13 protein-coding genes are annotated in these 13369 nt (G+C 70.9%); 7 read left to right on the forward strand and 6 right to left on the reverse strand.

Annotation, left to right across the window (positions count from 1 at the left end; genetic code table 11):
- Positions 1 to 344 precede the first annotated feature (344 nt).
- Entirely contained in the window at positions 345 to 1022 is a 678-nt protein-coding gene (locus tag G339_RS0105265; protein WP_019630033.1) for a 4'-phosphopantetheinyl transferase family protein, read from the forward strand.
- Here G339_RS0105265 and G339_RS0105270 read toward each other — a convergent pair.
- From G339_RS0105270 to G339_RS0105280, 3 genes are read right to left on the reverse strand one after another with little or no spacing between them, the layout of a single operon-like run.
- Entirely contained in the window at positions 1000 to 1959 is a 960-nt protein-coding gene (locus tag G339_RS0105270) for an AurF N-oxygenase family protein (protein ID WP_019630034.1), read from the reverse strand. The genes G339_RS0105265 and G339_RS0105270 overlap by 23 nt on opposite strands.
- A gap of 31 nt (positions 1960 to 1990) precedes the next feature.
- Positions 1991 to 2830, reverse strand: a complete 840-nt coding sequence (locus G339_RS32615) for an SDR family NAD(P)-dependent oxidoreductase (protein ID WP_019630035.1) — start codon at positions 2828 to 2830, stop codon at positions 1991 to 1993.
- Positions 2831 to 2832: 2 nt separating this feature from the next.
- Complete coding sequence (locus tag G339_RS0105280; RefSeq protein ID WP_019630036.1) at positions 2833 to 3942, reverse strand: ferritin-like domain-containing protein; 1110 nt, start codon at positions 3940 to 3942, stop codon at positions 2833 to 2835.
- A gap of 105 nt (positions 3943 to 4047) precedes the next feature.
- Between G339_RS0105280 and G339_RS0105285 the strand changes: the two genes are divergently transcribed.
- Positions 4048 to 4716 (forward strand): TetR/AcrR family transcriptional regulator, encoded by a 669-nt coding sequence (locus G339_RS0105285; protein ID WP_019630037.1) that lies wholly within the window; start codon positions 4048 to 4050, stop codon positions 4714 to 4716.
- Here the strand turns inward: G339_RS0105285 and G339_RS0105290 are convergent.
- The gene (locus tag G339_RS0105290) at positions 4704 to 5324 is read right to left on the reverse strand and encodes a TetR/AcrR family transcriptional regulator (RefSeq protein WP_240489747.1); all 621 of its coding nucleotides are present in this window, start codon (positions 5322 to 5324) and stop codon (positions 4704 to 4706) included. The genes G339_RS0105285 and G339_RS0105290 overlap by 13 nt on opposite strands.
- 87 nt (positions 5325 to 5411) lie before the next feature.
- Here G339_RS0105290 and G339_RS0105295 point away from each other — a divergent pair, with 87 nt between their 5' ends.
- The 3 genes from G339_RS0105295 to G339_RS0105305 all read left to right on the forward strand — a co-directional run bounded on the left by G339_RS0105295 (position 5412) and on the right by G339_RS0105305 (position 8914).
- Entirely contained in the window at positions 5412 to 6875 is a 1464-nt protein-coding gene (locus G339_RS0105295) for a flavin-containing monooxygenase (protein WP_019630039.1), read from the forward strand.
- Between the two features lie 1039 nt (positions 6876 to 7914).
- Positions 7915 to 8307, forward strand: a complete 393-nt coding sequence (locus G339_RS32620; protein ID WP_205625486.1) for a nitroreductase family deazaflavin-dependent oxidoreductase — start codon at positions 7915 to 7917, stop codon at positions 8305 to 8307.
- Between the two features lie 127 nt (positions 8308 to 8434).
- Positions 8435 to 8914 carry a VOC family protein gene (locus tag G339_RS0105305; protein ID WP_019630041.1) on the forward strand — a complete coding sequence of 160 codons (480 nt, stop codon included), beginning with the start codon at positions 8435 to 8437 and terminating at the stop codon, positions 8912 to 8914.
- A 40-nt stretch (positions 8915 to 8954) separates the two neighbouring features.
- On the opposite strand, the gene G339_RS0105310 is transcribed toward G339_RS0105305, so the two are convergent.
- Positions 8955 to 9617, reverse strand: a complete 663-nt coding sequence (locus G339_RS0105310) for a TetR/AcrR family transcriptional regulator (protein WP_019630042.1) — start codon at positions 9615 to 9617, stop codon at positions 8955 to 8957.
- Positions 9618 to 9775: 158 nt separating this feature from the next.
- The gene (locus G339_RS0105315) at positions 9776 to 10996 is read right to left on the reverse strand and encodes a PucR-like N-terminal domain-containing protein (protein WP_019630043.1); all 1221 of its coding nucleotides are present in this window, start codon (positions 10994 to 10996) and stop codon (positions 9776 to 9778) included.
- Positions 10997 to 11592: 596 nt separating this feature from the next.
- Here G339_RS0105315 and G339_RS0105320 point away from each other — a divergent pair.
- Both G339_RS0105320 and G339_RS0105325 read left to right on the forward strand, forming a co-directional pair.
- A complete protein-coding gene (locus G339_RS0105320; RefSeq protein ID WP_026341154.1) occupies positions 11593 to 12582 on the forward strand; it encodes an ABC transporter ATP-binding protein in 990 nt (329 codons plus the stop codon).
- On the forward strand, positions 12579 to 13367 hold the full coding sequence (locus G339_RS0105325; protein WP_019630045.1) for an MlaE family ABC transporter permease: 789 nt from the start codon (positions 12579 to 12581) through the stop codon (positions 13365 to 13367). Before G339_RS0105320 ends, G339_RS0105325 begins: the two co-directional genes overlap by 4 nt.
- Positions 13368 to 13369 lie beyond the last annotated feature (2 nt).

The following is a 13369-nucleotide window of genomic DNA, read 5'->3' on the forward strand; positions in this document are numbered from 1 at the left end:
GACCTCAATCGGCCGATCATGGCATATAAGAACTCTCTCGCTTCTAAGGTTGTTTCCTGTAAAGGGGAGGGAAGCGCCGGTCCGCCGCCCCGCGTCGACGGACGGTCCGGCGCACGCACGTCAGGGGAGGAGGAGTCGTCGTGGTGAGCGCGAAGCGGGCAGGAGTGTCCTGGGTGTAGATAACCCCAGGTGAAGGGGCGGGTACTCCGCCGCGGGGCCGCCGGGCGCACGAGGGCTCGGCGGCCCCGGTGCTTCCCACCGGTCCGATATATACGAAATAGTCGGGGATGTCGCCGACGAACGGCGCGGAATGGGCGGCGCGACCCGCCGGAAAGGGAGTCAGGGTGGAACCGGTTACCGTCTGGTGGGCCGCGCTCGACGCGGTTCGGCCCGAGTACGCCGCACTCCTGGACGACGTCGAGAAAGCCCGCCGGGAACGGTATCTGCGGCCCGCCGACCGGGACCGCTTCACGCTCGGCGCGGCCCTGGTCCGGCTCACCGCCGCCGCCCGGCTCGGCGTCGAACCGGAACGCGTTCAGGTCGACCGGACCTGCCCCGACTGCGGCGCGCCGCACGGCCGCCCGCGCGTCCCGGGACCGCTCCACCTCTCGGTTTCGCACTCCGGCGACCGCGTCGCGCTCGCCGTCTCCGCGCACGGCCCGCTCGGCGTGGACGTCGAGGCCGCCAGCGGCCGGCTCGGGGACGACCTCGCCGCGCACCTGCTCGCCCCCGGCGAGGCCGCGTCCGGCGAGGCCGAGCTGCTCGCCTACTGGACGCGCAAGGAGGCGCTGCTCAAGGCGACCGGCGACGGACTCCGCGAGCCGATGACGCGCCTGCGGGTTTCCGGTCCCACCGAAACCCCCCGGTTGCTGGAGTGGTCCGGCCGCCCCGGCCTGGCCGAGCGCTTCACCCTGCGCCGCCTCGACCCGGGCCCCGGGCACGCCGCCTGCCTGGCCCTGCTCGACCATCCCGCCGACGTGCCCGTGGAGCAGCGCGAGTTCACTCCAGCAGCCCCGCGTTGACCCAGATCCCGCGCGCCCGGCCGTCCAGGAACCCGACCTCCTCGAAGAACGCCGTGCATTTGCGGAACGCCCACGCCATCGTCGCCCGGCGGTGCGGGCTCGCCGCCGCCGCGCGCCGCGCGACGCGCGGGTCCAGGCCCACCGCCGCGTACGCTGACGGGTGGACGACCTGCGACGCCATCAGCTTCGTCGCGTGCGCCAGACCCGCCGCCGCGAACCTGCGGCGCGGCGCGGACGCGGTCGCGACCAGGCGCTTCAGCTCCTCGCGCGCGTACTTGATGTGCCGCGCCTCCTCGATGACGTGGATGCGCGTGACCTGGCGGACCATCGGCTGCAACGACTCGTCCGGGAACGTCAGCCGCTGGAAGGAGTCGGTGAACTCCTCCACGACGAGCGTCCCCGCGAACTTCACCAGCGGGTCGTAGACCGTGTTGGCGAATTTGCCGAGGCCGTACTGGAGCGCGTTCGGGCGCGTCGTGCGCAGCCCGCAGGTGCGCACCATCCGGCCGAACATCACCGAGTGGCGGCACTCGTCCGCGATCTCGGTGAGCGCGTACGCGACGTGGCCGCTGTCGAAGCGCTGCCGGTAGGCGTGCTGGACGAGCGCCTGCATCAGCAGCATCTCCGACCAGATGCCGAACGACGCGATGCTGCACAGCTCCCGCCTGGTCAGCTCGACGCGCTGCCGGTGCGTCAGGCCCTCCCACAGCGGCGTCTCGTACAGCGACGCGAGGACGGGCGGCAGGTAGAAGACGTCCGGGTCCTGCGGCGCGGCCCAGTCCACGTCGGTGTCGGGGTCGAACGAGTGCTTGCGGGACGTCCGCAGCAGCCGCTCCGCGACGGTCTCGCGGTCGGTCAGGACGAGCGTGTGGTCGCCGTCCAGGCAGCGGACGACGGCCGTCTCGCGGTGGAGGCGCTCGGGGGTGGCGGTGGACATGTCTGGTTCCTCCTTGCGGATGGCGCGTCCGCTACGGCGCGGGGGCGGGCACGCGGGCCAGCAGCCGCAGCGCGCCCGGCGTCGCCCGCGACAGGACGCGCAGCAGGCGCGCGTCCGGGCCGACGGGCACCACGGCGCGGTTGCGGACGATCGCGTCGGCGATCCGCTCCGCGACCTTCTCGGGCGGCTGCCCGAACGCCTGGACCAGCCGGTCCGCGCGGTCGTGCAGGTGTCGGGGCAGGCGCAGGTCGGCGCCGGCGAGGATGCCGGTCCGCGTCACGCCGGGGCAGACGGCCGTCACGCCGATGCGCGACGACGCCAGCTCGGCGCGCAGGCACGCGCTGAGCGTCAGCACGGCCGCCTTGGACGTGCAGTAGGCGGGCAGGTTGCGGCTCGGGGTGAACGCCGCGATCGACGCGATGTTCACGATGTGTCCGCCGAAGTTCGGTTTCTCCGGTCTCGCGGGCAGGGCGGCGACGCGGTCGGCCATCTGCCGCCCGAACAGGCGGCAGCCGTTCACGACGCCGTACAGGTTCACGCCGAGCGTCTTCTCCCAGACGGCGTCGGGCGTGTCGAGCAGCGGGCCGCTCGCGGCGACGCCCGCGTTGTTCACGACGATGTCCGGGACGCGGTGGTCGGCGCGGACGGTCTCGGCGAACGCGGCCATCGCGGTCGCGTCGGACACGTCCACCCGGTACGCGGCCGCCGGGCCGCCGACGAGTTCCGCGGTGCGCTCGGCGGACGGCAGGTCCAGGTCGGCGGCGACGACGCGCGCGCCGCGCTCCGCGAGGGCGAGCGCGGTCGCGCGGCCGAGGCCGCCGCCCGCGCCGGTCACCACCGCGAGCGCCCCGTCGAACGGTCGGACGCCCATGCTCAGGACACGGCGGCTTCGGCGGCGATCACCGCGTCCACCTCGGCCTTGCGGTCGGCCTCCTCGGCGGCGAACCGCTCGGCGTCCAGGCGTTCGGCGATCTCCTCGTCGCCGCGCATGAGGGCGTCGAGGTCGGCCTTGGACGCGTCCAGCACGCCCATCTCCTCGAACGTCTCCCGGATGCGCGGGCTCCACAGGCCGATGTCCTTGACGCAGGGGACGATCCGGCTGAACAGCAGGCTCTGGAACATTCGCATGTACGGGGAGTTCTCCACCATCTCGTCCACCTCCCGCGCGTCGATCCCGAAGTTCTCCCAGATCTCGCGGCCCCGGATGCGGTCGCGCATCAGGTAGCAGCCCTCGATCACGAACTCCTCGCGCTCCCGCATCTCGGACGCGGACAGGTCCTTGTAGTAGTCGCGCAGTGCGAGGCGGCCGAACGCGACGTGCCGCGCCTCGTCCTGCATCACGTACGCGAGGATCTGCTTGGGCAGCGGCTTGGTCGTGACGTCGCGCATCACGCCGAACGCGGCGAGCGCCAGGCCCTCGATGAGCACCTGCATGCCGAGGTAAGGCATGTCCCAGCGGCCGTCGGTGAGGGTCTCGTTCAGCAGGTCCTGGAGCTTGGTGTTGATCGGGTAGACCATCCCGATCTTCTCTTGCAGGAAACGCGAGAACACCTCGACGTGGCGGGCCTCGTCCATCGTCTGCGTCGCGGAGTAGAACTTGGAGTCCAGGTCCGGGACGGTCTCGACGATCCGCGCCGCCGTGATCATCGCGCCCTGCTCGCCGTGGACGAACTGGCTGAACTGCCACGACACCGAGTGGCGGCGCAGCTCGCCGCGCTCGCGCTCGCTCATGCGCTCCCAGTGGCGCGTTCCGTAGACCGCGAGCGACTGGTCCGGGACGCCGAGGACGTCGTGCGGGTCGACCTCCAGGTCCCAGTCGATGCGCTTGACCGAGTCCCACTGGCGGTCCTTGCCCTTCTGGTACAGGGCGAGGAGCTTGTCGCGGCCGTCGTCGTACTCCCAGGTGAACCGGGTGTCCCCGACGAGCGGGATCTCGTGGGTCGTGGGGGAGACGGAACTGGTGTAAAGGTCTCTGGTGGACACGTGGGGCCTCCAGGGGGCGGTTACGTACGATGTACGTCCGGCGTACATTGTACGTACCGTGTCACGGCCCACTTACCATGTCAACGAGAACGGAGGGAGCGGGCGATGACGAGGCGCGTGACGTCCGGCACACCCGAGCCGCGGCCGGCGCTCACCCGCGACCGCGTCGTCCGGGCCGCCGTGGACCTGATCGAGCGGGACGGGACCAGGGCGCTGTCGATGCGCGCCGTCGCCGCCGAACTCGGCGTCGCGGTGATGTCGCTCTACAACCACGTCCCCAACAAGGCGGCGCTGCTGGAGGGCGTCGCCGAGCACGTCGTCGCGGGGATGGACCTCACCGGCGACCCCGCCGAGCACTGGACCGACCGCGCCCGCGCCCTCGCGCGCGCGTTCCGCAAGACCGCGCACGACTACCCGCGCTGCATGACGATCGTCCTCACGCACAAGGTGGACGGCACGGTCGGGCTGCGGATGGCCGAGAGCGCGTTCGCCATCGCGCACGACGCCGGGTTCGACGCACCCACCGCCGTGCGCATCACCCGCGCGCTCATGGCGTACACGCTCGGCGCGCAACTGCGGGACGCGGGGATGGCCGAGGTCCTCGACCGGCATCCGGACGGGCTGTTCGCCGCGCGGGAACTCGACCCGACGCGGTTCCCGAACGTCCTCGCGGCGGGCGACGAGCTGGCGCGCAGCGACCCCGAGGGCGACTTCGAGTTCGGGCTCGACCTGCTGCTCGGCGCGGTCGACGCGCTGCCGCGTCAGGTGACGTAGGGCGAGAGGCCGTTCCAGCAGAAGTCGGTCATGTAGCGGGCGGCGTCGCGGGCGCCGACCTCCGGGCGGCCGGTCTGCCACAGGCTCAGGCGCTCGCTCGCGCCCATGATGATCTCGGTGAACGCGGCCAGGTCCGGCTCGGGGAGGCCCGCGGCGAACGTGCGCAGCACGCCCGCGATCAGCTCGCTCTGCTGGCGGCGCGTCTCCTGGATCGCGGCCGCGCCCGCGGGCGGGCCGCCGTGCGGGTCGGTCAGCAGCATCGTGAACGAGCGGCTGTGCGAGCCGACGAACTCGAAGTAGGCGGTCATACCGCGCTCCAGGATCTCGCGCGGGTCGGTGACCCCGGCCATCGCCTTCAGCGTGACCTCGTACAGCTCCGCGCGGGACCGGGCGATGCACGCGGTGAGCAGGCCCTCCTTGGAGCCGAAGTACTCGTAGATCATCGGCTTGGAGACGCCGCAGCGCTCGGCGATCTCGTCCATCGAGGTGGCCTGGTAGCCGCGCTCGCCGAAGACCTCTTCGGCGACGTCGAGCATCTGCCGCTCGCGTTCGGCGCGCGACATGCGACGCCGCCGGGTCCGGGGGGTCGGGGGCGTGGCGCTGCTCACACGAAAATCCTAACTGTTGGACCTACCGTCAGTAACCTACTCCAGGTAACTTACCGGGAGTAGGTTACCGGGAGAAGGTAGGCAGACATGAGCGAGCGCGCTCCGGCCATCGTGATCATCGGCTCGGGCTTCGCCGGGCTCGGCATGGCGATCCAGCTCAAGAAGGCGAACTTCCACGACTTCGTCGTCCTGGAGAAGAGCAAGGGACTCGGCGGGACCTGGCACGACAACACCTATCCGGGCTGCGCCTGCGACGTCCCCTCGCACATGTACTCCTTCTCCTTCGAGCTGAACCCGCACTGGTCGCGGATGTTCGCGCCGCAGCCGGAGATCCGCGACTACATGGAGCGGACCGCCGACAAGTACGGCGTCCGCGACCACATCCGGTTCGACAGCGCCGTCGAGTCCGCCGAATACGACGACGCCGCCAAGCGGTGGAACGTGACCCTCTCCGACGGGACCGTGTTCACGCCCAAGGCCGTCGTGTCCGGCATCGGCGCCCTGCACATCCCGTCCTTCCCGGACCTGCCCGGCATGGAGACGTTCCAGGGCACCGCGTTCCACTCCGCCGAGTGGAACCACGACTACGACCTCACCGGAAAGCGCGTCGCCGTCATCGGCACCGGCGCGTCGGCGATCCAGTTCGTCCCCCGCGTCGCCAAGCAGGCCGCGAGCCTCACGCTCTTCCAGCGGACGCCGCCGTGGATCCAGCCCAAGCCGGACCGCTCGATCCCCGCACCCGTCCGCGCCGCGTTCGCCAAGGTCCCCGGCGCGGCCCGCGCCTTCCGCGCCTCCATCTACTGGACGCTCGAAGCCCGCGCCGTCGGCTTCACCATCGACCCGCGCCTCTCCGTGCCGATGGAGAAGCTCGCGCGCTGGCACATCAACCGGCAGATCAAGGACCCCGAGCTGCGCGCCAAGGTCACCCCCGACTACACCATCGGGTGCAAGCGGGTGCTGCTGTCCAACGACTACTATCCGGCGCTGGCCCGGCCGAACGTCGAAGTCGAGACGTCGTCCATCGCCGAGATCCGCGAGCACTCCATCGTCACCGAGGACGGCCGCGAATACGAGGTCGACTGCATCATCTACGGCACCGGATTCAAGGTCACCGACGCACTCGCCGAACAGCGCATCGTCGGCCGCGACGGACTCAAGATCCAGGAAGCCTTCGCGAACGGGATCGAGGTCTACCGGGGCACCACCATTCCCGGATTCCCCAACCTCTTCATGCTCCTCGGGCCCAACACCGGACTCGGCCACAACTCCGTCGTCTTCATGATCGAGACGCAGATCCAGCACGTCCTGAGCTGCCTCCGCCTCATCCAGGACAAGGGCGCCGACGCCATCGAACCCAAGCCCGAAGCGCTCCGCAGCTTCAACGACAAGATGCACCGGCGGCTCCGCCGCGCCGTCTGGAGCGAAGGCGGCTGCCAGTCCTGGTACCTCGACGAGAACGGGGTCAACCGGACGCTGTGGCCGGGGCACACGTTCGAGTTCTGGGCGTCCACGCGGAAGGCGAAGGAAGAGGACTACACCCTTAGTTACTAGTGGGGGGGCGACCCCCCACGGCCCCCCGCGGCGCGGAGCATGCATCCTCACTCCGCTGGCGCTCCGTTCCGGTGCATCCTCCGCGCTGCGCGCGCCCGGCCGCTCGCCTGGCGGCTCGCGGCCGTGCGCGCGCGGGGCACCCCCTGGGGTTTCCGCCTTTGTTTGGGTGTAGACCCCCCGGGGTGCCCGCCGCTTGGGGGTGGTCACCCCCTGGGGTTGCTCGCCGTTCGCGTGCGGGGGTACTGCTCGGTGGTTGTGGGGAGCTGTTGGGGGAGCCCTGGGTTTCCCGCCCTGCGCGGGGGTGGTCGCACCTTGGGGTTGCTCGCCGTTCGTGTGCGGGGTGCTGCTCGGCGGTTGTGTGGAGCTGTTGGGGAAGCCGGGTGGTTCCTGCCTGTGCGGAGGTGGTCGTACCTGGGGGTTGGTCGCCGTTCGCGTGCGGGTGCCGCTCGGTGGTTGTGTGTATCTGTTTGGGGGAGCCTGGGTTTCCCCTGGGCTGGTCGCCGTTTGTGGGGTGCCCTTGCTGGCTTTGCTTCGCTTCGGGGGTTCTCCGCGGGGGGGGGGGCGCCTTTTTCTGTGCGGGTCGGGCGGGTGGGCTTCTTGGCGGTTCGCTTTTTTGCGTTGCGTTCGGCGTGTGGATTGCCGGGTTCTCTTGCCTGGCGGGTGCGTTTCCGGTGTTTTCGGGTGGCGCCCGGTCACGGCGGCGGGTGTCGGGCGGCGCCGTGACCGGGCTGTTCTGGGGTGGCTGGGAACGGCGTCGTTCCGGCGTGGTCCGTGGGGGGACGGGGGCTTGCTCGGGAGCGTTCCAGGCGGGCGGCGCGGCGTTGCGGCGCTCGGCTCCGGCGGGTTCGGCGAGAGTGCGAAGGGGGAGTCCACTCGTTCCTTCGCGGATGAGGGTATGTCGGTGGTTAATGGGGGCGCAAGTGGGGCGGGGCTTGTTTTTGGGCGATCGCGAAACGTCACTATTGGCATTGGTGGCCGTGGTTCGGTTTGAAGTTCCGTATTGTTGGGAATGGCGGACGGGTCGTTCGAGGTGGGGTGGATGATGGGTCGGGTGCTGGTGCCGCGGCGGGTCGCGGAGTTCAACAAGGTCGTCACCAACCGGGTGCAGGGAGTGTGGGCGCCCTACCTGCCGCCGTGGGCGGTGGTCGTCCACAGGGGGCGGCGGTCGGGGCGGGAGTACCGGACGCCCGTCGTCGCGCTGCTCAGCGGTGGGCGCGTCTTCATCGCGCTGCCGTACGGGGCCGACAGCGACTGGGTTCGGAACCTGCTCGTCGCCGAGCGGGGCGGGGTCGAGTACGGCGGGCGGCTGCGGCGCGTGGTCCGGCCGCGCGTCGTCGAGGCCGAGCAGGGCGAGGACGTCGATCTGCCGCCGCTCGTCCGGGCCGCCTTGCGGCGGGTGGACGTGCTCGTCGCGGACGTCGAAGAGCGCTGATCCGTCCGCCCGCTGACCCACGTCCGTTCGTTCCTCCGCGCGCGATGAGTTTCAGAAGTGGGGAGGGTCCTTCTCGACGGGTGGCGCGCGCGGAGGTGCGCGCGCCGCGACGAGTGAGGAGGCCAGAATGGTCGCGCGGGGATTCACCACGAGCCTGTGGCTCGACGGGACGGCCGAGGAGGCCGCCGAGTTCTACGTGTCGGTGTTCCCGGACGGGAAGATCGAGCGGGTCGTCCGGTACGGCGAGGCCGGCCCCGGCCCGGCCGGGTCGGTGGTGACGGTCGAGTTCACGATCAACGGGCAGCGGTTCGTCGGCCTCAACGGCGGCCCGCAGTTCACGATCGACGAGGCGGTGTCGTTCGAGATCCACTGCGAGGACCAGGCGGAGGTCGACCACTACTGGGCCGTCCTCGGCGAGGGCGGGCGGGCGGCCGAGTGCGGGTGGATCGCCGACCGGTTCGGCGTCTGGTGGCAGGTCATCCCGGACGGGCTCATCGAGCTCATCACCGACCCCGACCCGGAGAAGGCGGCGCGGGCGACCCGCGCGATGTTCGGCATGTCCAAGCTGGACATCGCCGCCCTCCGCCGCGCCCACGCGGGGGAGTGACGGCCCGGGTGCGGGCCGCCCGGCCCGCACCCCGTCGCGCTCAGGGCTGCTTCTCGTCCGGGACGGGTTCGAAGAGGGGGCGGATGCCGTCGATGATCCGGCGGATGATCGGGCGCTGCTCGGCGGGCGAGCGGCCGCGCAGCCCGAGGACCGGGTCGAGCCCGTCGTAGTACGGCGACAGCGCCAGGTGCGGCAGCGTCATCAGCAGCAGCGTCGCGAGGATGTCGACGTCCGCGTCGGCCCGGATCTCGCCGCGCTCCCGCCACAGCTCCAGCGCCGGGTGGACGACCTGGAGGTAGTGCTGGTTGGCGGTGTCGCGGACGACGGAGCGGACGCTGTTGTCCAGCTCGAAATTGGTCGCGGCGGTGACGGCGCGCTCCAGCGGGTGGTCGTCCCAGTACTCCGTCCACTCGCACAGGACGTCGAACAGCCAGCCGTCGAAGGGCTGGTCGAAGTCCACGCGGGCGATGCGCCGCTCCATCTCCTCGCGAATCCGCCGGGACGTCTCGTCGCAGACGAACGCGAAGAACTCCAGCTTGTCGGTGAAGTACTGGAACAGGGAGCCCTTGGCGATCCCGGCCTCGCGCGCGATGGTGTTGAGGCTGCCGGTGGAGTAGCCGTGCTCGCCGAATTCGCGCATGGCCACCTCGAGCACGCGCTCGCGCTTGGCCACGTTGAGCCGGAACCACGTCGAGGTTGGCATGGACCCTTCGACTTTCCGTCAGGGAACGGTAACCCGACGGTCAGGATAGCGGCCCGTGCCGGGACGTGCGAGGCGCGCCCGGCCCCGTCCGGCGGGCCCGGCGGATCGCGCGCGGGCCGTGGCCGGAGGCGGGGGGACGGGAGACGGGAGCGGCCGGGTCAGCCGCCCGGGGTGCCGCGGCGGCCGAGCGCGCGGCGGCGGCGCAGCGCGGTGGCGCGCAGCGCGGCCTCCAGGGAGAACCGGGAGTCGGGGTCCTCCAGGCCGTCCCCGAGGTAGCCCTCCAGTTGCCGCAGCCGGTACCGGACGGTCTGCGGGTGGACCTTCAGCCGCTCCCCGATCTCGACGGCGGTGGCGTGCGTCGTGACGGACTCGGCCAGCGTCTCGATGAGGCGGCGGCGGTGCCCGTCCGACATGTGGTCGAGCGGCGCGAGGTGGCGGCGGGCCAGTTCCTCCATCAACGCCGGGTCCGACATCAGCCACATCGTCACGAGGTGTTCCTCGCACGGGATGAGCGACCCGTCGCGGATGATGCCCTCCTCGGCGAGCGCCAGCACGCGCCGCGCCCAGCGCAGCGAGTGCGCCGCGCGCTCCAGCGGCAGCGTGAGGCCGAGGACGCAGCTCGCGTCCGACAGTGCCGCGCGCAGCATGCTCGCGCGCGCCTCGGTGATCGGGCCGGGGACGAGCAGGCACGGCTCGCCGTCGTCGAGGTCGACGAGCACGTCGGCGTCCAGCGCCGAGCGCGTGCAGTGCCCGTCGGGATGGACGGCGACGAGCGTCGCGGACTCCGGCAGCGGCCACCAGCACGCGGTCTTGGCGGCCTCCTCGATCGCCTCCCGCACGACGGCGGGCTGCTGGAGGATGAGCTGCAGCAGGCGGCGCCGGTCGCCGCGCCGCCGCAGGTCGGCCTGGCCGCTGGCCTGCTGGTGGCCGATCCGGGCCTGCGCGATGGCCTCGTCCAGGTAGACGAGCATCGCGTCGACGGCGTCGGACACCACCGACGTCGGGACGCCCTCGCGCTCGGCGACGATGACGGTCCGCCGCCAGGCGATGTGGAAGGCGACGCGGTACGCGGCCTGGAGGTGGTCGAGGCTGCGGCCCTCGACCGCCTCGAAGTGGCCGAGGGCGCGGCAGGTCTCGTCGCGCTGGGTCGAGGACACGGCCGGGTCCGCGGCGGCGTCGAGGAACCCGTTGAAGAGCATCTCGGCGCTGAGCCGCAGGATCTGGTCGTAGGCGGAATCCTCGGGACGGTTGTACTCGGGGATGGTTCGGCGGATCTCGGCGATGACGTCATTGATCACGTCGCCGAGCTGCGCTCTGAGGAGTTCGGCGAATTCGGCCGGGATGATGGCGTGGCCCTCGCTGGTCTCGGAAAGCTCCAATGCCTGCGACATACGGAACGCAAACCTCCGCAACGGGTCGGCTGTGCGGCGGCGGCGCATTGTCCGTCCGGCCGGGCCGGCCGGGCGGTCCGTGCGCCGTCGCAGGGGGGTGGTCCGAGCGGGGGAGCTCACACCCTCGGGGCGGTATACGGAAAACACCGTGAACATAAAGTCACCGCCGGAGGCTGACAAGCGGTTGGTGCGGATTCAGCGGTACATCGCCGTTCGCTTACTCCGGTGGTGACAAAACCGGCCCGGCGATGTTGGCCCGGTGACAACCGGACGGGCGCTCCTGTGCGGCCGGACGCGGGTCCGCGTGACGCGCGCCACCCGCCGCCCGGGTCGATCCTACCCGCTGGTAATCACCGAGGCAGCGTCCCCCAAGATCCAACGCTAAGCCGGTGACAATATCGCGCAGCGATTTACCGAATTGCGTCCTGCAGTCTGTGAAGCCCTATTGAATTCCGGCCCTACTCGACCGTAACGTCCTCGCGTACAGACCAGTGGCGCAGGGTTCCCGCTGGTCGCGTCCGTACCGGCCCGTCACCACGGGTCAGGTTTATTCCACGCTTTGTCATGGCGTTGGGGGGTGTTCCTTGGGAATTGAGGTCACGGTCGAGGGCCTGTCGAAAGCCTTCGGCCCGCAGACCATTTGGCGGGACGTCACCCTCACACTGCCGGCAGGCGAGGTGAGCGTGATGCTCGGCCCGTCGGGCACGGGCAAGACCGTCTTCCTGAAGTCGCTGATCGGGCTGCTCAAGCCCGAGACGGGACGCGTGCTGGTCGACGGCGTCGACATGGTGAACGACCCGGACCGCAAGGTCTTCGCGATGCGCAAGAAGTTCGGCCTGATGTTCCAGGACGGCGCGATGTTCGGGTCGATGAACCTCTACGACAACATCGCCTTCCCGCTCCGCGAGCACACGCGCAAGACCGAGAAGGAGATCCGCCGCATCGTCCTGGAGCAGATGGACGTCGTCGGCCTGCTCGGCGAGGAGCGCAAGCTCCCCGGCCAGATCTCCGGCGGCATGCGCAAGCGCGCCGGCCTCGCCCGCGCCCTGGTGATGGACCCCGAGATCATCCTGTGCGACGAGCCCGACTCGGGCCTGGACCCCGTCCGCACCGCCTACATCTCGCAACTGCTCATCGACGTCAACGCGCGCATCGACGCGACGATGCTGATCGTCACCCACAACATCGAGATCGCCTCGACCGTCCCCGACAACATCGGGATGCTGTTCCTGCGCGACCTCGTGGCCTTCGGCCCCCGCGAAGTCCTCCTGACCAGCGAGGAGCCCGTGGTGGGGCAGTTCCTGCGCGGCAACCGGCACGGCCCGATCGGCATGACCGAGGAGAAGGACGCGGCCAAGCTCGAGGAGGAGGCGCGCGCCGCCGACACCCTCGGCCCCGTCCGCCCGATCCACATCCCCCCGCAGCTCCGGCCGAGCCCCGGCCTCCCCGCCCGCGCCGCCGAGGCGCGGCACGCCGCCGCCGTGGACGCCATCCTCCCGACGCTCTCGCACGCCGCCCAGCACGCGATCCGGGAGAACCGCGCCCACCTGAACCAGACCGGGGGCCTGACATGACCAGTCCCGACACGTCCGTGCCGGGCGCGAGCGCGCTCCGGCAGACCGGGCGGCTGTTCACGCTCGCCGCGAGCGTCGTCGCGCTGACGTTCCGCAGGCCGTTCCAGGTCCGCGAGCTGATCCAGCAGTTCTACTTCATCGCGTCGGTGTCGATCCTGCCGACCGCGCTGGTCTCGATCCCCTTCGGCGCCGTCATCGCGCTGCAGGTCGGGTCGCTGGCCACGCAGCTCGGCGCGCAGTCGCTCACCGGCGGCGCGAGCGTCCTCGCGGTCGTCCAGCAGGCCAGCCCGATGATCGTCGCGCTGATCATCTCGGGCGCGGCGGGCAGCGCGATCTGCGCCGACCTCGGCTCCCGGACGATCCGGGAGGAGATGGACGCGATGGAGGTCATGGGCGTCTCCCCGATCCAGCGCCTCGTCGTCCCCCGGGTGCTGGCGTGCGTGGGCGTGTCGGTGCTGCTCAACGGGCTCGTCTCGGTCGTCGGCGTCGCGGGCGGCTACTTCTTCAACGTGCTGATGCAGGACGGCACGCCGGGCGCGTACCTGGCGAGCTTCTCCGCCCTCGCGCAGCTCCCCGACCTGTACGTCAGCGAGGCCAAGGCGCTGCTGTTCGGCCTCATCGCGGGCATCGTCGCGTCCTACCGGGGCCTCAACCCCGCGCCCGGCCCCAAGGGCGTCGGAGACGCGGTCAACCAGTCGGTGGTCATCACCTTCCTCCTGCTGTTCTTCGTGAACCTCACGATGACGGCGATCTACCTCGAAGTCGTCCCGCCGAAGGGGTCCTAGAC

Source organism: Actinomadura atramentaria DSM 43919 (assembly GCF_000381885.1).
GTDB classification, from domain to species: Bacteria; Actinomycetota; Actinomycetes; order Streptosporangiales; family Streptosporangiaceae; genus Spirillospora; species Spirillospora atramentaria.